Annotated in this window: 13 protein-coding genes; 11 read left to right on the top strand and 2 right to left on the bottom strand. The window is 33.3% G+C overall.

The window, feature by feature from the left end; all coding sequences use genetic code 11:
* Positions 1-348: 348 nt before the first annotated feature.
* Entirely contained in the window at positions 349-1,308 is a 960-nt protein-coding gene (locus CLCOS_RS06760; RefSeq protein ID WP_013237171.1) for a helix-turn-helix transcriptional regulator, read from the bottom strand.
* A 371-nt stretch (positions 1,309-1,679) separates the two neighbouring features.
* Here CLCOS_RS06760 and nifH point away from each other — a divergent pair, with 371 nt between their 5' ends.
* The 10 genes from nifH to CLCOS_RS06710 all read left to right on the top strand — a co-directional run bounded on the left by nifH (position 1,680) and on the right by CLCOS_RS06710 (position 16,457).
* Positions 1,680-2,498 (top strand): nitrogenase iron protein, encoded by an 819-nt coding sequence (gene nifH / locus CLCOS_RS06755; protein WP_013237172.1) that lies wholly within the window; start codon positions 1,680-1,682, stop codon positions 2,496-2,498.
* Between the two features lie 147 nt (positions 2,499-2,645).
* A complete protein-coding gene (locus CLCOS_RS06750; protein ID WP_063600364.1) occupies positions 2,646-2,972 on the top strand; it encodes a P-II family nitrogen regulator in 327 nt (108 codons plus the stop codon).
* 13 nt (positions 2,973-2,985) lie between these two features.
* Positions 2,986-3,378 carry a P-II family nitrogen regulator gene (locus CLCOS_RS06745; protein ID WP_063600402.1) on the top strand — a complete coding sequence of 131 codons (393 nt, stop codon included), beginning with the start codon at positions 2,986-2,988 and terminating at the stop codon, positions 3,376-3,378.
* A 23-nt stretch (positions 3,379-3,401) separates the two neighbouring features.
* Complete coding sequence (gene nifD, locus CLCOS_RS06740; RefSeq protein WP_063600365.1) at positions 3,402-5,012, top strand: nitrogenase molybdenum-iron protein alpha chain; 1,611 nt, start codon at positions 3,402-3,404, stop codon at positions 5,010-5,012.
* Positions 5,012-6,373, top strand: coding sequence for a nitrogenase molybdenum-iron protein subunit beta (gene nifK / locus CLCOS_RS06735; protein WP_063600366.1), 1,362 nt, complete (start codon positions 5,012-5,014; stop codon positions 6,371-6,373). The genes nifD and nifK overlap by 1 nt, the downstream gene beginning before the upstream one ends.
* 642 nt (positions 6,374-7,015) lie before the next feature.
* Positions 7,016-8,353 (top strand): nitrogenase iron-molybdenum cofactor biosynthesis protein NifE, encoded by a 1,338-nt coding sequence (nifE, locus tag CLCOS_RS06730; RefSeq protein ID WP_063600403.1) that lies wholly within the window; start codon positions 7,016-7,018, stop codon positions 8,351-8,353.
* A gap of 22 nt (positions 8,354-8,375) precedes the next feature.
* On the top strand, positions 8,376-11,069 hold the full coding sequence (nifB, locus tag CLCOS_RS06725; protein WP_063600367.1) for a nitrogenase cofactor biosynthesis protein NifB: 2,694 nt from the start codon (positions 8,376-8,378) through the stop codon (positions 11,067-11,069).
* Between the two features lie 27 nt (positions 11,070-11,096).
* Positions 11,097-12,161, top strand: coding sequence for a homocitrate synthase/isopropylmalate synthase family protein (locus CLCOS_RS06720; RefSeq protein WP_242872328.1), 1,065 nt, complete (start codon positions 11,097-11,099; stop codon positions 12,159-12,161).
* A gap of 49 nt (positions 12,162-12,210) precedes the next feature.
* Complete coding sequence (locus tag CLCOS_RS06715; protein ID WP_063600369.1) at positions 12,211-12,969, top strand: homocitrate synthase; 759 nt, start codon at positions 12,211-12,213, stop codon at positions 12,967-12,969.
* Between the two features lie 176 nt (positions 12,970-13,145).
* The gene (locus tag CLCOS_RS06710) at positions 13,146-16,457 is read left to right on the top strand and encodes a cell wall-binding repeat-containing protein (RefSeq protein WP_063600370.1); all 3,312 of its coding nucleotides are present in this window, start codon (positions 13,146-13,148) and stop codon (positions 16,455-16,457) included.
* A gap of 89 nt (positions 16,458-16,546) precedes the next feature.
* Here the strand turns inward: CLCOS_RS06710 and CLCOS_RS06705 are convergent, their stop codons facing one another.
* Positions 16,547-18,106, bottom strand: coding sequence for a cell wall-binding repeat-containing protein (locus CLCOS_RS06705; protein WP_063600371.1), 1,560 nt, complete (start codon positions 18,104-18,106; stop codon positions 16,547-16,549).
* A gap of 415 nt (positions 18,107-18,521) precedes the next feature.
* On the opposite strand from CLCOS_RS06705, the gene CLCOS_RS06700 reads away from it, so the two are divergent.
* Complete coding sequence (locus tag CLCOS_RS06700) at positions 18,522-19,658, top strand: TolC family protein (protein ID WP_063600372.1); 1,137 nt, start codon at positions 18,522-18,524, stop codon at positions 19,656-19,658.
* The last annotated feature ends 4 nt before the right edge of the window (positions 19,659-19,662 follow it).

The following is a 19,662-nucleotide window of genomic DNA, read 5'->3' as shown; positions in this document are numbered from 1 at the left end:
TTTTTATGTCTACACTATAGACTTTTAACCAGTTATTTCCTATAGTGTTAATGCTATTATATATTTTTTTAAAGAAAATTTATTAATTTTATAAACAGAGTTCTTGGCATCAGATGAAATCTGATGCTTAGAAATCGTTATCCAGGGACGTAACCGCTCTTTACTACCACTTTGAGAAAAGCAGATATCCCAAATCTTTGATTTGGTGATAGTCGCTTTTCTCAAAGTAGGGGTATTAGAGCGGGTAGTCATCGGATAAATTATTTATAATTTGTTCACAATTATAATAAATGAAGCAGTGCCATTTTAAAATTAAGGGGAACAAGCATAATTTGCAGCCGGTAAACCTTAAAGTTCTGCTATTATATTTCCCATTTCAGTAAGATCATATCCGCCTATTCCTAGGAGTTCTGATTTAAATTGATTTGAACGGAGTATTTCAAGTATTGAGTTAAAGGGAGCTTTATTTATGTCTTCCTTCTTCATTACCAATTCATATCTTTCTTTTTGAATAGGTATAAAATCCACATTATTAACTTGAAGGGCTGTTTTTTCATTTCCGAGTCCTACATCAGCATCACCCCTAGCCACAGTACTAGCTATTTCTAGGTGAGAAAAATGTTCTTTTGCATAACCTTTTATATCACTACCACTTATGTTTAATAATCTAAGATGCTCATCTAAGAGGATTCTTGTACCACAGCCTTTTTCCCTATTTATCATAGTAATATCAGGTCTCTTTAAATCCTCAAAACCTTTAAATTTTTTAGGATTACCTTTGGCTACATAAAAGCCTTGCATTCTGCAAGCAAGATGAATTATTACAGTTGGAATTCCGGGAATTAATCTTCTTACAAAGGGTATATTATATTGATCGGAATCACCATCCCAAAGATGAGCGGTGGCTACCTGTATTTTTCCCATATAAAGTGATAAAAGTCCACTGTAACTTCCTACGTAGGAGCGGAAAGTTCTAGTACCGGGGCAGCGAATTTCTATGTACCTGGATAAAATATCGAGAAGTACATCCTGTCCGCATATTATAAAGCCTCCATTTGTATTATCTCTTGTAGGATAAAAAATATCAGGAGAAGATAGATCATTTTCTTTAACATCACTGGATTCATTTTGTGTAGTGTGTTTTGTCTTATTTTTATAATTTTCTACATCATTTAAATCAACTCTAATTTTTTTGCCAACTTTATAGCCGTTTAATTCTCCTCTTTTAATCAATTCATATACTGTATTTTTAGCTATTTTTAGCATATCGGCAACTTCCTGTGGAGTTAAGGTCGTATTTTCTAACATAAATTATCCTTCCTTTCAATGGTGCCTGTCACCATAGTGGGATATTTTTGCCCCCATTCGGTGCCTGTCACCTTATACAAACATTATATAATATAACTACATATTAAAGAAGTAAAATTAATTGGGAAGAGTTATATAACATAGTATAAACAAATATAGCATAAATGATAAGTTATTGACAACAATCAGTGGGTAATTATTAAAATCATAATTTTTATGCTTATATTTTAAAATGTTATCGGTTACAGTATATATTTTTTAATAAATTAATAATTTAAATGTTGATTTTTCTAAAAAGGTATGATATATTTTTTATAAATTATTAAACAATAATTGTCATAAAAAAATTATAAGTGAGGAGTGAGTGTAAAATGAGACAGGTAGCTATTTATGGAAAAGGTGGTATTGGAAAATCTACTACTACACAAAACTTAACTGCAGGATTAGCAGAAATGGGTAAAAAAATAATGGTAGTAGGATGTGACCCTAAAGCAGATTCAACCAGATTACTTCTAGGAGGACTTGCACAAAAGACAGTTCTTGATACTTTGAGAGAAGAAGGAGAAGATGTAGACTTAGATGAAATATTAAAAAAAGGATATGGTGGAATAAAATGTGTTGAATCAGGTGGGCCTGAACCTGGAGTTGGATGTGCTGGAAGAGGTATTATAACTTCAATTAACATGCTTGAACAACTCGGCGCTTATGATGATGATTTGGATTATGTTTTTTATGATGTACTAGGTGATGTTGTCTGCGGTGGTTTTGCAATGCCAATACGTGAAGGCAAGGCACAGGAAATATATATAGTAGCTAGTGGTGAGATGATGGCTATGTATGCGGCAAATAACATATCAAAAGGTATAAGTAAATTTGCAAACAGTGGTGGAGTTAGATTAGGAGGCATTATATGCAACAGTAGAAAAGTTGAAAATGAGAGGGAATTACTTGAAGCTTTTGCAAAAAAACTTGGAACTCAACTTATCTATTTTGTACCAAGAAGTCATGATGTTCAAAAAGCAGAAATAAATAAGCAGACTGTTATAGAGTTTAGTCCTGAAGTTGAACAAGCAGATGAATATAGGGCACTTGCAAAAGCTATAGATGGAAACGACATGTTTGTAATACCAAAGCCAATGGCACAAGACGATTTAGAAGCTATACTTATGGAACATGGGTTGATGGATTAAAATGAATATTAAAAATAAAACAAAAAACACTAGAGTATACCTCTTAGTTTGTGAATGGAAACGCCAAGAGATATACCCAAAAAATAAGTCAGAATCGGTCAAATTCTAACTTTTTATAGTGTAACACAAAAGGGGAGGGTATTCAATATGTTATTGATAAAAGCTATTATTAGACCTGAAAAAGCACCAGAAGTTCTATCAGAATTATGCGATGCTGGGTTTCCGGCAGTTACCAAATTTGATGTAGTAGGCAGAGGTAAACAAAGAGGCGTGAAAGTAGGCGAAATATTTTACGATGAAATACCAAAACAAATGATGCTCATAGTAGTAAAAGATGAATATAAGGATGATATTATAAAAATCATTACTAGAAGTGCAAAAACCGGTAATAAAGGAGCTTTTGGAGACGGAAAAATATTTGTAACTCCTGTGGAGGAAGTATATACAATAAGTTCGGGTACAAATGAATTATAAGGAGGCATGTAAGGTGAAAGAAGTTATGGCTATTATTAGAATGGATATGGTGGGCAAGACAAAAGATGCCCTTGCTGCAGCTGGATTTCCATCTATTACATGCAAAAAAGTTGTTGGGCGTGGTAAGAAAAAGGTGGATTTTTCTATAATTGAAGATTATATATCTGGAAGCGATATGGTGGATTTTTCAGATAAAAAAGTTGCAGAGCAGATATCTGAAGTGCACAGATTAATTTCAAAGAGGTTAATTATTGTACTGGCTAAGGATGAAGAAGTAAAAAAGGTTGTTGATGCTTTAATAGAGACAAATAGGACAGGAAATCCTGGAGATGGAAAAATATTTGTAATAGATGTAACTGATGTTGTGAGAATAAGGACAGAAGAAACTGGAGATGAAGCTGTTTAATCTTTATGGAAGGATGTGATTTTATGAGAAAAGAACTAAATAAAATAGTAGATGAAGTTTTGGAGCCATATCCAGCTAAAACCTATAAGAATCGAAAAAAACATATAGTTGTAAAGACAAAGGAAGATCCAAAACCCATCATTGAAGCAAATATAAGGACAGTGCCTGGAGTAATTACATCTAGAGGATGCTGTTATGCAGGCTGCAAGGGGGTTGTCATGGGCCCTATTAAAGATATGGTTCATATAACTCACGGACCTGTTGGATGTTCTTTTTATAGTTGGGGTGGAAGAAGAAACAAAGCTAAAAGTGAAAAAGGCAGCCAAAATTTTATGGAATATGTTTTTGGTACAGATATGGAAGAAAAAGATATAGTTTTTGGCGGAGTTGGAAAGCTTAAGCAGGCAATAAAAGAAGCAGTTGAAATTTTTCATCCTAAAGCTATAGGTATATATGCTACATGTCCCGTCGGACTTATAGGTGATGATATAAATGCAGTGGCACAGGAAGCTAAAAAACTTTATGGAATCAATGTGCTTGCCTTTAGCTGTGAAGGATATAAAGGAGTAACCCAATCTGCAGGACATCATATAGCAAACAATACCGTTATGAGTGAAATCATTGGCACTGGGAAGGGTGAGCATAAAAAGTATTCCATAAATATATTGGGCGAATACAACATTGGCGGAGATGCTTGGGAGATTGAAAGAATTTTAAACAAAATAGGGTATAACGTAGTGGCAACTCTTACTGGTGATGGGAGTTACGAACGTATTCAAAATGCCCACACTGTAGATGTAAACTTAGTGCAGTGTCATAGATCTATAAACTATATAGCAGAGATGATGGAAACCAAGTATGGCATACCGTGGATTAAGTGTAACTTTATAGGTATACAGGGTACTGTTAATACTTTAAGAGATTTAGCTAAAGTTTTTGATGATCCATATTTGTATAAAAAAACTGAAGAAGTCATTGAAGAAGAACTTGCAGATATTCAGGTAGATATGCAGTATTATAGGGAAAAACTTGAAGGTAGACTTGCTTGTTTATTTGTTGGTGGATCAAGGTCACATACTTATCAGGTGCTTTTAAAAGATTTTGGGGTAAAAACAATTCTTGCAGGATATGAATTTGCCCACCGTGATGATTATGAAGGCAGGGAGGTCATTCCTACAATAAAGATTGATGCTGATAGCAAAAATATTCCTCAATTGACTGTACATCCTGACAAGGAAAAATATCATGTGGTTTTGCCTAAAGAAAGGGTAGAAGCTCTCAAGGCAGAAGGTGTACCTCTTGCTTACTATGGTGGAATGGAAAAAGAAATGGATGAAAATACGGTAATAATAGATGACATGAACGCACATGAAATGGAAAAATTCATAAAGGAACTGCACCCTGATATGTTCTTGACAGGAATAAAGGAGAAATATGCCATTGAAAAAATGGGAGTTTTGTCAAGACAGCTTCATTCTTATGATTATACAGGTCCTTATGCAGGATTTAAAGGTGCAATAATATTTGCAAGGGAACTTGCAGGGGGGATATATACTCCAGCATGGAGGTATTTAACTCCACCTTGGAAAAAAGAATCCTTATTGGAAGGAAAAGTTATAGGAGGTGAACAGTAATGTTAGATGCAACACCAAAAGAATTAGTAGAAAGAAAGCAGCTGCGAATAAATCCGGCTAAAACCTGTCAACCTGTTGGTGCTATGTATGCGGCTCTTGGAATTCATAATTGCCTTCCACACAGCCATGGTTCACAAGGATGTTGTTCTTATCACAGAACTGTACTTTCAAGACATTTCAAAGAACCTGCTATGGCTTCTACAAGCTCATTTACTGAAGGAGCTAGTGTATTTGGTGGAGGGGCTAATGTAAAAAAAGCTGTTAAAAATATATTTGCCATGTATAATCCAGATATTATAGCTATTCATACGACATGTTTATCAGAAACTATAGGAGATGATTTACCTACTTATATAAGAGAGATGGAGATACCTGAAGGTAAACTTGTCATTCATGCCAATACACCCAGTTATGTTGGCTCCCATGTTACTGGATTTTCCAATATGGTAAATGGTATGGTTCAATATCTTTCTAAAAGTAGTGGAGAGAAAAATGGCAAATTTAATATAATACCGGGATTTGTAGGTCCTGCAGATATGAAAGAAATGAAGAGAATTTTTAAACTTATGGACATTCCATATATAATTTTTCCTGATACAAATGGAGTGTTTGATACTCCAAATACAGGGGATTATAAAATGTATCCTAAAGGTGGAACAAAAATTGAAGACATAGTTGATGCTGGAAATTCAGATTTTACTGTAGCCTTTGGAAATTATGCTTCAGAACTTGCGGCAAAATCTCTTGAAAATAAGTGTAAGGTTCCATATAAAACCTTGAGGGCACCTATTGGAATAGATGCCATGGACGATTTACTTATGAATTTAGCTAGGTTGACAGGTAAGGAAGTATCAGCAGAACTTGAGGAGGAAAGAGGACAGCTTCTTGACATGATGATTGATAGTGCCCAGTACTTTAATGGTAAAAAAGTAGCTATAGTTGGAGATCCAGATGTGGTCATTTCCCTTACCCAATTTGTCATAACCTTGGGCATGATTCCTAAATATGTCATAACTGGTACTCCAGGATCATTATTTGAGAAGGAAATTAAAGCTATGATGGACGAAGCAGGTTTAGAAGGAATTGTGAAAGCCAACAGTGATTTCTTTGAAATGCACCAGCTTATAAAAAATGAAGGAGTAGATCTTCTTATTTCAAATACGTATGGTAAGTTTATTGCTAGGGCAGAAGATATCCCGTTTGTTAGATTTGGATTCCCTGTAATGGACAGATACGGACATCAATATACTCCAAAGGTTGGATATTACGGTGCAATAAAATTAGTTGAGTCAATGTTAAACGCTATGCTTGATAAAGAAGAGAGAGAATGTGCGGAAGAAGATTTTGAAACAGTAAGATAAGAATTCTAAGTTGAGAGTTGAAATATACTGCAGGATATGCTGACAAATTTCACCACTATAAAAACTTTTAATAAGTCTAAAGCTTGTATTTTGAAAATCTAAAGAAACTTAGCTAAACTCGTACCTCAAACAATACCTAAGTTTCTAAGATTTTTCAAAATACGTCGCTAAGACTTATAAAAAATTTTTTAAATGTGCTTTCAATTTTGTCATCATATTACCAAGTATAAGTTCAAATCTTACTTAGATTCCATATTGTGAATTCTTAACTGTGCATTGTAAAAATATCTCTATAGTATAAATTAAATTTTAATCTAAGAATCGTGTAACGGAAGTCAAAGTAAATTATCCTTATTTGATATTTCAACTTTATACTTTGTTCTTTAAAAATATTGCCTCGTAATTTTTTAAAACCGCCAAATCACTATTATTCAAATAAATGAAACTAAAGCCTATTGAAGCGAAGCTGCAATGCTTATTACATTTTAGATTTTCTGAAGCTTTAGCGGAAGAAAATCATCCATAACTCTTAACTATTAATTCTAAACTATTAATTATAAAAAAGGTGGGTTGTTTATGGAAAAAATAAAAGAAGATTTTTATCATGACCTTCACGAAAAAAATAGAGATAGATTTTTAAAATTGGAAGCTAGAAAGTCAGAAATCCTAGAAGATAGAAAAGAATTTGTCTGTTATAACTCCAAGGACAAAGATACAAAAATCAGATGTGAGGAAAACAGTGTTTCTGGAGCTGTCAGCCAGAGAGCATGCGTGTATTGTGGAGCAAGGGTAGTTTTAAATCCTATAACAGATGCTTTTCATTTAATACATGGGCCAATAGGTTGTGCTGCTTATACATGGGATCTTCGTGGAAGTTTGTCAAGTGGTTCTGAATTATTTAGGAATAGTTTTTCTACGGATTTAAGTGAAACTGATGTTATATTTGGAGGTGAAAAAAAATTAAGAGCAGCTGTAGATGAAATAGTAAATAAATTTCATCCAAAGGTTATATTCATATATGCAACCTGTATTGTAGGAGTTATCGGAGATGATGTAGATGCAGTCTGCAAGATGGCCGAAGAAAAATACAAAATAAGAGTAATACCTGTAAAGTCTCCTGGATTTTCGGGAAATAAATCTACTGGTTATAGAGCTGCCTGTAATGCCATATTGAAACTCATAGGAAATAAAAAAAGTGAAAAAAAGCTAAATGGAATTAACTATCTCGGTGACTTTAATCTGGCAGGAGAAGTATGGGTGGTAGAAAACTACTTGAAGAGAATAGGAATTGACATTGTTTCAAAACTCACAGGTGATGGAAAAGTTGATGAAATAGTGAAAGCACCTGGGGCAAAACTTAACATAGTTCAGTGTGCCGGTTCTATGGGATATTTAGCTAAAAAGATGGAAGAACTATATGATATTCCGTTTATAAAGACAAGTTTTGTAGGTCTTGAGGATACTGAAAATTCACTTTTGCAGGTGGCACATCTTGTAGGAAATGAAGAAACTGTAAAAAAGGCAGAAAAGCTCATAAAAGAAGAGGAAGAAAAGATACAACCTGAACTTGAATATTATAGGGGAAGGCTTAAAGGTAAAAAGGCTGCAATATATGTAGGAGGCGGCTATAAGGCTATATCACTTATAAAACAATTTAGGGATCTTGGAATTGAAACTGTAATGGTTGGAACTCAAACTGGAAAACCAGAGGATTATGAAATAATAAGGCAAATTACAAATGAGGGGACTGTAATACTTGATGATGCAAATCCTTATGAACTTGAAAGATTCATGGTTGAAAAGGGAGCAGATGTCCTTGTAGGAGGAGTTAAAGAAAGACCTCTTGCATATAAACTTGGAGTTGCTTTTTGTGATCACAATCATGAGAGAAAACACATACTAGGAGGATTTCAGGGAGCTATAAATTTTGCTAAGGAAATAGATTTGACTGTAAATAGTCCTGTTTGGCAATATATATAAATTTTATGGAGGGATGATGGAGATGAGCAATAAAAAATTGGTAAATGTAGATATAAATCCATGTAAAATGTGCATGCCTATGGGAGGAGTAATGGCCTTTAAGGGAATAGAAAATAATATGGTAATTTTACATGGTTCTCAAGGTTGCAGCACTTATATCAGAAGACACATGGCCACCCACTATAATGAACCTGTGGATATAGCATCATCTGCTCTTACGGAACAGGGCACTGTATATGGTGGAAGTGAAAATTTGAAAAAAGGCCTTAGAAATATGATTAAAATGTATGAACCTACTACTATTGGTGTAATGACAACCTGTCTTGCAGAGACCATAGGAGAGGATACAAAGAGGATAGTAGAAGAATTCTATAATGAAGAAAAGGATAATGAGAAAATTAAAAATATAAAGATAATAACAGCATCCACACCGGGATATGGTGCTACCCAGGCAGAAGGTTACTTTCAAGTTTTAAGAAGTATTGTTGAACAAGCATGTGAAAAATCTGAGAGTACAGGGAAATTAAATATAATATGTGCCAACTTAAATCCGGGTGATGTGAGAAATATAAAACAAATACTAGATGATTTTAAAGTAGAATATACGATTTTACCGGATGTATCTAATACTCTTGATTCCGCTCATAATGAAAAATATAAGAGAATTCCATCTGGAGGAACTAAAATAGAAGATATTAAAAAGATGTCTGGAGCAGTAGGCACTATTGAAATGGGCATGACCATTTCAGATGATAAATCTCCTGGCACATATTTAAAAGATAAATTCAAAGTGCCTCTTTACAAATGTCCCATACCAATAGGTTTTAGAAATACAAATAAATTTATTGAATTCATATCTAAAATAACTGGTATTTCAATACCACATAAATACGTAGTTCAAAGGGGAAGATATTTAGATGCCATGGTTGACAACCATAAGTATACAGGTGAGGCAAGGATACTTTTATATGGAGAGCCGGAACTTGTATATGCAGTGTCAAGGCTCTGCGAAGAAAATGGAATATTAATAAAAATGATAGGTATGGGATCTAAAAATGAAATGCTTAGAGAAAAGTTAAAGGAAGAATTAAAGGTTCAAAAAGAAGAATGTATCGTTTTAGATGATACTGATTTTAAAACTATGGAAGATTATGCTGAAAAGCTTAAAATAAATTTGATTATAGGAAATTCAGATGGTAGAAGAATGGCACAAAAATTGAAGCTTGAAATAATAAGAATAGGATTTCCTATCCATGATAGAGTTGGAGGGCAGAGGCAGGTAATAACAGCATATAGTGGATCTGCCTTTTTAATAGATTCTGTGGCAAATGTTATGCTTTCTCATACCCAAAATACTTACAGGGAAAAAGCTTATAATGACTTTTATGCACCTTTTGCAAAAATGGCAGAAAAAGAAATCGTACAATCTCTTGTTGATAAAAGCTGTACACATCCTTGTTTTGGGGATAATGCACATAAATTTGCTAGAATGCATATACCAATAGCTCCAAAATGTAATGTAAGTTGTAATTACTGCAGCAGAAAATATGATTGTGCAAATGAAAGTAGGCCGGGAGTAACAAGTGAGGTTTTAAGTCCAAAAGAAGCTCTTGAAAAGTTCAAAATTGTTAAGAGTAAAATGAAAAATTTGACTGTAGTAGGTATAGCAGGTCCTGGAGATGCCCTTGCAAATTTTGATCAGGTTAGAGAGTCGCTAAAGCTTATAAGAGAGTATTCTCCTGAAACAACTTTTTGCTTATCTACCAATGGACTTATGCTCCCATTCTATGCAAACGAACTGGTACAGCTTGGCATATCACATGTCACAGTTACAATAAATACAGTAGACAGCAAAATAGGATCAAGAATATATAAAGAAGTAAATTATTTAGGACACAAATATACTGGAGAAGAAGGAGCAAAAATACTTTTAAACAACCAACTTACAGGACTAAAATACCTGTGCTCTAAAGGTATAATATGCAAGGTGAATATAGTTATGCTCAAGGGTATAAATGATAATCACATAAAAGAAGTAGTTAAGAAAGTTAAGGAATGTGGAGCATATATGACAAATATAATGCAGATGATACCAGTTTCGGGAAGTGTATTTGAAGATCTGCCTCTTGTTTCCAATATAGAATTAAATGAAATGAGAAAAGAATGTGAAGTGAGTATGAAACAAATGTACCACTGCAGACAGTGTAGGGCAGATGCCATAGGAACACTCTCAGAAGATCGTTCTATAGATTTTAGAAATGTAGGCTGCGGAGGCTGTTTGGGCAAATGTTCTGATGATAAAAAAGTAGAAGAAGAGAAGCTCCTTAAAAATGCAGCTAAAAGTAAAAAATATAAGTTTGCAGTATCCTCTAAATCAGGTATTAATATAGATCAGCATTTTGGACACGCTAATGAATTTTATATTTATACTTATAATGATGGAACTACAAAGTTTTTGGAAAAGAGGAATGTGGATAAATATTGCACAGGAGTGTACGAATGTGATGAACATGAGGATAAAATGGAAAAAACCATGAAAGTCATAGGTGACTGTAATGCGGTTCTTGCACTTAGGGCAGGTGTTGATCCAACAGAAAAGTTAGAAAAAAGAGGAATTAAGGTTATTGAAATGTATGATTCTATAAACAAAGGCATAGTAAAAGCTGTAAAAATATTAGAAGAGGATAAAATTCATTCGGAAATGAATGCAGGATAGGGATGCTAAAATTGTGAACTGTGGATTGTGAATTGTGTATTGAAAGGTAGTGTATGTATGTCCATCATATTAGGAAAAGAAAAAAAGCTTATTGTAGATAGAACTTTACCTGAAGTTGTAAAAAGGGCTGAGATAGTTGATCAGGATTTAGCGGATGAATTTATAACACTCGTTAAAAATATAGGTGTAGATTTTATAGAAATTAATGGTGAAGTACTTCAAAAAATAAAAAACCTTCCTGAAAATGTAGACTACATATACAGGGTGGGAGATCTATTAGATGTGTACGAATTTGAACATTTAATTATAGATTACAAAAAAGCTGAAATATTACCAGAGGAATTTTTAAATAAGTTAAGAAATAAAAAGATAATACTAGAAGTAGATATTAAAGTTTTAGAACAGTTCAATGTAAAAGATAACTGTAAAATTTTTGGCAAACTTAATATAATATGCATTAGAATAAAGGGCATTGTAAAGTATAACATAGCTGGGTGGAACAGACTTATAGAAAATATAAAAAATCGGTTTTCAGTATATGTGGATTTTTGTGCAGATGATAAATTTTATATGGCAACTTCCGTAAGCATTGAATCCTGTGTTGATGGTGCTGATGTTGTAACTGCAGCTTTTAATGGACAGGTTTATGGATTTGCATCTTTAGAAGAAGTTATTTTAGGCTTAAAGGTCATAAAAGGTGGGAAAGTATGTGGAAACTTAGAATTTATGGAACAGCTAGTAGAAGTGTATACAAAACTTACCCACAAAAAAGTACATCCTATGAAAGCTGTAATAGGAGAAGATATTTTTAAATATGAATCCGGTATTCATGTAGATGGTATAGAAAAAAATCCAGATACTTATGAACCATACAATCCCTATGATATTGGAAAGAAGAGAATCATGTATATAGGAAAACATTCTGGGAAAAAAGCAGTGATGATAAAACTGAAGGAACTTAATATAGACTATCAGGATGTAGATATTGGAGAATTTTTGAAAGAAGTAAGAAAAAACAGTATTAAACTTAAAAGAAATATTTTTGATAAGGAACTGATTTCAATGTTTAATGATTTTAAAAATATTCAGTAACTATTCACTATTAATTATTAATTCTTAACTAAAAAAGGAGGTGCTTCATATGGATGTTAATATTGTAGATACTACTTTAAGAGATGGTGAACAGAAAGCAGGAATAGCCCTTGGAATAAATGAAAAAGTTAAAATTGCTAAAATTTTAAATGATATGGGTATTTATCAGATAGAAGTGGGTTCGGCAGCTATGGGTGGAGAGGAAAAAGCAAGTATTGAAAAAATTGCAGCGTTGGGTTTAAAGAGTAAAATATCATCCTGGAACAGGGCAAATATTAAAGATATAGACGCTTCCATAGATTGTAGTGTAGATATAGTTCATATATCTATTCCCACATCTGATTTACAGATTAAATATAAACTTGGAAAAGATAAAGTCTGGGTTTTAGAGCGTATAAAAAAATGTACAACCTATGCTTTACAAAAAGGGTATGAAGTAACCGTAGGTATGGAGGATGCGGCAAGGTCTGATATAAGTTTTTTAATTGAATTTTGCACAGCTGTTTCTGAAATTGGGATCAAAAGGATAAGATATTCTGATACTGTAGGAATATCTTATCCAAGAAAAATTTTTTATAGTATAAAAAAATTACTTCAGGAAGTACCTATAGAAATAGAAATTCACGCTCATAATGATTTCGGAATGGCACTAGCAAATTCCCTTGCAGCTGTAGAAGCAGGAGCTAAGTTTGCAGACTGTACAATTTCAGGCATAGGAGAAAGGGCAGGTAACTGTGACTTTATTAAGTTTGCTAAAACTCTAGATATGTTTGAAGGTGAAAAAGTACTTAGGTGCCTGGCACCATAGTGGGGCATTTACGTTCCCATTCGGTGCCTGTCACCATAGCGGGATATCTATGTTCCCATTCGGTGTCTGGCACCAAATAATGTAATTGCAGTAAAATAAATAAATCCTATCATTAAAGCAAAAATGTATGGTACAATATTCATATATTGCTAAATAAGGTAGGAGGTAATAAGTATATGAAAAGAAATGCTATAAAGGCAATAAGCACCACGGCTGTACTATCGCTGCTGCTTTCACCGGCACTTCCTGTTACTTCTGCTAAAGCGGCAGCAGGGGAAGTTACAAAATTATCTGGAGCAGATTGCTATGAAACAGCAGCTACAGTTGCTACACAAAATTGGACAAGTACTGACAATGTAATACTTGCTTCAGGTGAAGGATATGCAGATGCTATAAGTTCTGCAGTACTTGCAAAACAATTGAAGGCCCCTGTGCTTTTAACTGAAGCAGGATCGCTTAATTCCAATGCAAAATCTGCACTGGATAAATTAAAACCAAAAAATATATATATAATAGGTGGAACGGCTTCAATATGCCAAAAAACAAGAGATGATCTAAAGGGTCAAGGTTATAATTTAATTGAATTAAGTGGGAAAAATAGATATGAAACTAACCTTGCAGTAGCCAAGCAGCTTGTAAAGCTAGGGGTAAGTGCAGATAATATAATGATGGTAGGAGGAGAAGGTTTTCCAGATGCCCTATCTGCTGCACCTGTAGCAGCTGCTAAAGGTGAAATACTTTTACTTGGAGTAAATAGCGCTCAAGTTATGAGTCCTATAGTAGATTTTATAAAGAGTGACAATTCTAAAGTCACTGTTATAGGTACTCAGACTTTAATAAATGATGATACATATAAAAGTATAGGTGCCGTAAACAGGATATCTGGAGGAGCGGATAGATTTGCCACTAACTTAAATATATTGAATCAATTTGACAGTGATCTAAAATCAGATAAAATTTATATAGCAAATGCTACTGGTGATAAATATGCAGATGCATTAATTGCAGCTTCTGTGGCTGGAATAAGTGATGCACCTCTTGTACTTATTGATGGACAGGATGACACCGGTACTGCAAATGCAATGAATTATATTAAATCAAAAGCAAGTTCATCTACAGATTTAAATGTAATATCGGAAAATGGTGTAGTTTCAGATAGTACTATTTCTAATATTAAAAATGCAGCTCAAGGGATTGTTAATGAAAGTGATACTGTAAATTCTGTAACTACACTTGGGCTTAATCAAATAAAAATTATATTCAATACTAAAGTCGACAAGGATTCTGCCGAGAGAACAGCAAATTATGAAATAGATGGTGGCTATCTTGGATCGGAAGCTCAGACGGAAGCCTCTGCAAGTCTTCAAGATGATGGTAGAACGGTTATAATTACTTTTAGAAATCCATTTAAGCAGGGAAAAAATGTTAGCTTTAAAGTAAAAAACAATGTACTTAGTGATGGTTCATCATCTGCTATAACTGAATATGAAAAAGAAGTTACATTTCAGGAAACAGGTGCTCCTTCTATTGAATCTGTAACACCAATTGGAGGAAATAAGTTGGAGGTTAGATTTTCCGAGGCAATAAGGATGGATGAAGACAATTTGACTTCTATGAAGATAAACAAAAAAAGTATTACGAACTATGGATTCAATAAATCTTACACTAAAATTGCAAATGAGTGTGGAGATTGGGCAAGTGGAGTAGATATTTATTTTAATTCGCCTCTTCCTATAGGTGATAACACATTTAGTATGCCAGATGGTACTTCAGAAAGTAAATTTGACAATGCTGCTAATATTCCGATTCAAAATCAATCTAAGAATTTTGAAGTTGAATCTGTATCAGGAACTCCACAGGTTGAAAGTGTAACTTCAAATAATGCAGGTGTTATATATATAAAATTTGACAGAGCAATGGATACACAAACAGCCCTTGAGTCCACAAACTATAAAATAAATGGAAGTACAGTAGATGTGGATGATTCCTATGTTACCTTTGATTCTGGATCAGGCGATAGCATAGTGAAAATAAAAAATATAGGAAGTATGCTTAATCAAGGAACAAATACAATTTTGGTTAATGATAATGTACAGGATACTTTTGGAAATACGCTGTCTCAAACAAGTAAGAGTCTTTATTATGGAAGTGATAGCAATAAGCCTACAGTTGAATCGGCAAATATTCTAGATGCAGAAACTATAAGAGTTAAGTTTAATAAAGATGTTATAAGAAGTTCTGCGACAAATACAGGAAACTATACTATTGTTGACTCTGATGGAAATGATATAAGCTATAAATTGAAAAACATAAATACTATAACTGTTGATGGAAACAACAATAGGACCTTTGACCTTAAATTTGATGATAATTCATTAAATGGTTCAGCGTATACTTTCACTGTAAAAAATATAATAGACACTGAAGCAAAAGCAAATTTAATGGATACTTATACGAAAACTTTATCTGGTACAGATGATGAAGACATAAAAATTGAAGAGGTAGTAAAAAGAGCTGATGATGATCAAGCTGTTGCTGTATTTTTCAATAAAACCATGAATGAAGATTCTATATCCGATAAATCCAACTATTTATTTAGAGATGGAACAGGAAAGGTGAAGAGTCTTCCAGGAGGAGCAACTATAACACCTTCTTCTGATGATAAGAGTGTAACTATTGAGTTCCCTTCAGATTATAATATAGGAAGTGGATCTACTGCTAGAGATGTACTTCAAATAGGAGTTCAAAAAGTGGTTGACAAAAATGGTAATTCTCTTGGTTTAGGATATATAGGGGACATAAGTGCATCAAGTAATGACGGACCTGCAATTATATCCGGTACTGCAGATATGTCTTTCAGTAGTGATGATATAATTGTCAAAGTATCTCTTTCATCGTCAATTGACACACTTGACATGAATGATTTCAGAGTAGATGGCTGCAAACCTGATAGTGCTACTACAAGTGGTAACACTGTAATACTTATATACAAGTCTGGTATAAAAAATGGTGAAAAAATAGATGATATAAAAAATTGTGGCGAAAGTACTGATTTAAGTGTTGTAAATACAGGCTCAGTTGATGCTGCAGGACGTACTATAAGAACAGGGTCTACAAAAGTTTATATACCTCCTGTAACAAAATCAGACAACTTTGAGGCAATTAGCGCTTCAAATGCAGATACTATAGATGTAGCATTTAATCAGGATATAGATACTGCCATACAGAACCGATATGGTGATGACTTTATATTTACAGATATGACTACAGGTAAGACGCTAGTTCCAAATGCTATAAGTGTGGATGATAAAACTGTAGTTTATAGATTTAGTGCGTCATCTTTCAATAAAGGGGATGTAATTAAAGTAGCTGCAAACAGAGATTCATCAAGTATAAGTATAAGAAGTGAAAAACATGACAATGCTGCCTATACTATGTATTCGCCTTCAAGTGATGACTTAGATGGATATAATATTACTGCAAAATGATAAATTTTAATGTTAAGTTATAGAATCTTGATTAATAGTGTTAATTAAAGAAAGGAGAGTATCTTTATGGTACTCTCCTTTTTCCCTAATTATTGTTGCTTATAACTAGTTAAAGCATTTCCAAGTCTTGTATCTAAATCATCTATTCCTTTATTTCCATTTTCAATATTGGAAATACTATTTCCATCACTACCAATATTTTCGAGTTCTGTAGTAGATTCCTGTAATTTATCTATATCCATATTGTCCAGTGCATCTTTCATTTCAGTAAATATGTTCAGACAACTAGTTGTATATTTCATAGTTGTGTCTACGTAATTAATTTGTGTATTTATATTATTTAGATACTGGCTGTTGTAAGTGTCTAACCCACTAGGTACTGAAAGGCTTGAGACATCATTTTTAAGTGTTGTGAGATCGCTTTTGTAAGAAGATAAATAAGAATTACCCTGATTGAACAAAGTAATTAATTGTTCTATATCTGAGGATAAATCTTGTGCTGTTGATGCAGAAGTAATAGCTACTCTTATATCGGTTGTTTTATTATATATATCCTCCATCTGTGTTGAAACAGTGCTTGTTTTATCTTCATAGGAATCACAGTAGCCTTTTAAAGAAGTTATATAGTCTATTTCAGTTTTAGGTATTAATGAAGTAGGTTTCAACAAGTATTCTACTGATAAATCTACGGAATTAAGTCCACCTAAAAGGTATATGTCTTTATATCCTTTTTCATCTATATAACTTTTCTGGTTTGATATATCTCTGCCGTCTGTCAGCATTATAGGTGCACCTAATTTAGAAGCTAGAGCACTTCCAGACAGTGCATCCGGGAAATTTGAACCGTTTGCCAGCACTGCTGAATTTGAATTTGAATTAAAGTATTTACATATGCTGAGAGAAGTATCATATCTAGTTTGGCCGCCTATTCTTACTATGTTACTGTCTGTTAAAGACGGCTGAAGACTTTTTATTTCATTTACTACGTCATCACTTATAGAACTTTGTCCACCTATTACATATATTTTAGATGGCTGTATGCTTGAAATGACATCTTTATTATCTTCAGAAAGGATTCCATTATCTGTCATAAATATAGGGTATTTATAACATGCAGCTACACTTGATACGCTGAGGGCATCTGCAAATCCCCAACCATTAGTAATAACTAAAGGAGTACCTTTTTGAACATTCATGGAATTGATTATTGACTTGTTGGTCTCAAACCTGTTGCTGCCACCGAATCGTGTTACATTTCCATAGCCAAGTCCTTTTATATAGCTTACAAAATCATCACTTACAGAAGAAGTACCTCCTAATATGTAGATATTTCCGCTCTTACTTAAATGGTTTTGTATGTAATCTACTGCATTTGAAGAATTCTCAAAATCATCATTTAATAAAAGTATTGGTGCGTTATATATTTTGGAAAGTACGCTTCCACCTAGAGCATCAGGAAAGTCCTTTCCACTGGATACTATTACATTTTGAGCTGTTCCGTCTTCAAAGTTATCTGCAATTTTTTCCGAAGTTTCAAATCTGTTGTTCCCTGCAAGTCGTGTTACATTATACGTAGTTTTAGCATAGGTAGTATTTGACATACCCAATACTATAGCCGCTGCTGCAGCTATTCCTAGTATTTTCTTCACTATCCTTCCATCTCCCTTTAAAGTATATATACCTTAATTTTAACATAAAGCTACAAAAAAACCTATAAGAAAAATTTGTCTGGATTTGTAATGGAGGGAACTGAAAATAAGATATTCATCTTATGGTAGATATTAACTATTAATTTAATAGATGTGTAAATAAATCCAAAATCATACTCCAAGTCTGTATCCAGCTCCCCATACAGTTTCAATGTACTGGGGATTTGAAGGTGAAGATTCTAGCAAATGCTGTAGTTGCAAACATAAGTGTTCCAATAGTAAAACTTATACAATTTTAAACAAAACCGTAGGTTAACTTTACCATGGAAATATAAATATAATTGTGATAGAATTAGTTATGATTGAAATATTATATTTTGGAAGAAAATAATTTAATATATGGAAGGAGGAAAAAATGAATAAAATTAAGATATTAGCTGTCACAGCTGCACTAACACTTTGTACAAGCACTGCAGTTTTTGCTGAAGGAAATAGCCTAGATATTGATAGCTTGATTAATACTGCCATTCAAAATTCTTACGATGTTAAAAGTGCAGACATTTCTATAAAACAAGCTCAAAACTCCTATACTAGTGATACAAAAAATGCAGCTTCTTATTCTGATCAATTGGATAAGGGTGGAGCAACATTAGATCAATATACTCGATTACAGTTGATGGAGAATATCAGTAGTAGTGAGCAGCAAGACAAATTTTCTGAATATAAGTACGGACAAATAAAAACTGTAGCTGAAAATCAGGTGAAATTATCTGCTTATACTCAATATACAAGCATCATGAATGACAAGGATGCAGTAGATTTGGAAAATCAAAAGTTTAGTAATGCCCAGGAACAATATAATAGTGCACAGCTTAAATTAAGCCTCGGTACTATAGCTTCTTCAGATGAGAAACAAGCTGAAGCAGATTATACAGCAGAAAAAAATCAATTGAGAAAAGCCGAGAGACAATATAATTCAGATATTCAGAGTTTAAATAAAATTGCAGGAATTGATATATATACCCAGTACAGTACTCTTCTTAGGGATAAACTTACTGAATCACCTTACATAAGAAATTACAATGATTATTTGAGTGATGCCCTTAAAAATAGGGCAGAAATTTTAATTGGACAAAAAAATATAGAACTGCAAAAATTTAAATATAATGTTGTAAATGGGGTATTCTCTGATAAGCAAAGTGTTCCAAACAGACTTGCACAGGCAAATATAGATAATGCTTCGGATAGCTTAGAAATTCAAAAATTGAATATAACTTCGGAGATTAATGGCTTGTATAATGATCTTCAAGTTAAGACAAGAATACTTGGATCAAAAAAAGATGCCTTGAATTTAGCACAGACCAATTATAATACTGCACAGGTAAAATATAATGTAGGGGTACTTAGCAGGATAGATTTTGATACCCAGGCTGCTAATTTAAAGAGTGCACAAAATGATTTGAAATCTGCAGAGAGAAGTATATGGATGGCACAGACTAAGTTGGAATTAGCTTGTGGTGCAGGAAGTGATACTTCAAATTTATCTAATTAATTAG

The organism is Clostridium coskatii (assembly GCF_001675205.1).
In the GTDB taxonomy this organism is placed as follows: domain Bacteria; phylum Bacillota; class Clostridia; order Clostridiales; family Clostridiaceae; genus Clostridium_B; species Clostridium_B ljungdahlii.
This window is presented reverse-complemented; position numbering and strand designations above follow the sequence as displayed.

Coding starts and splice junctions, on each gene's coding strand:
- nifK (WP_063600366.1), top strand. CDS start 5,012: ATGTTAGATGCAACACCAAAAGAATTAGTAGAAAGAAAGCAGCTGCGA.
- CLCOS_RS06760 (WP_013237171.1), bottom strand. CDS start 1,308: ATGTTAGAAAATACGACCTTAACTCCACAGGAAGTTGCCGATATGCTA.
- nifD (WP_063600365.1), top strand. CDS start 3,402: ATGAGAAAAGAACTAAATAAAATAGTAGATGAAGTTTTGGAGCCATAT.
- CLCOS_RS06710 (WP_063600370.1), top strand. CDS start 13,146: ATGAAAAGAAATGCTATAAAGGCAATAAGCACCACGGCTGTACTATCG.
- nifB (WP_063600367.1), top strand. CDS start 8,376: ATGAGCAATAAAAAATTGGTAAATGTAGATATAAATCCATGTAAAATG.
- CLCOS_RS06715 (WP_063600369.1), top strand. CDS start 12,211: ATGGATGTTAATATTGTAGATACTACTTTAAGAGATGGTGAACAGAAA.
- CLCOS_RS06750 (WP_063600364.1), top strand. CDS start 2,646: ATGTTATTGATAAAAGCTATTATTAGACCTGAAAAAGCACCAGAAGTT.
- CLCOS_RS06700 (WP_063600372.1), top strand. CDS start 18,522: ATGAATAAAATTAAGATATTAGCTGTCACAGCTGCACTAACACTTTGT.
- nifH (WP_013237172.1), top strand. CDS start 1,680: ATGAGACAGGTAGCTATTTATGGAAAAGGTGGTATTGGAAAATCTACT.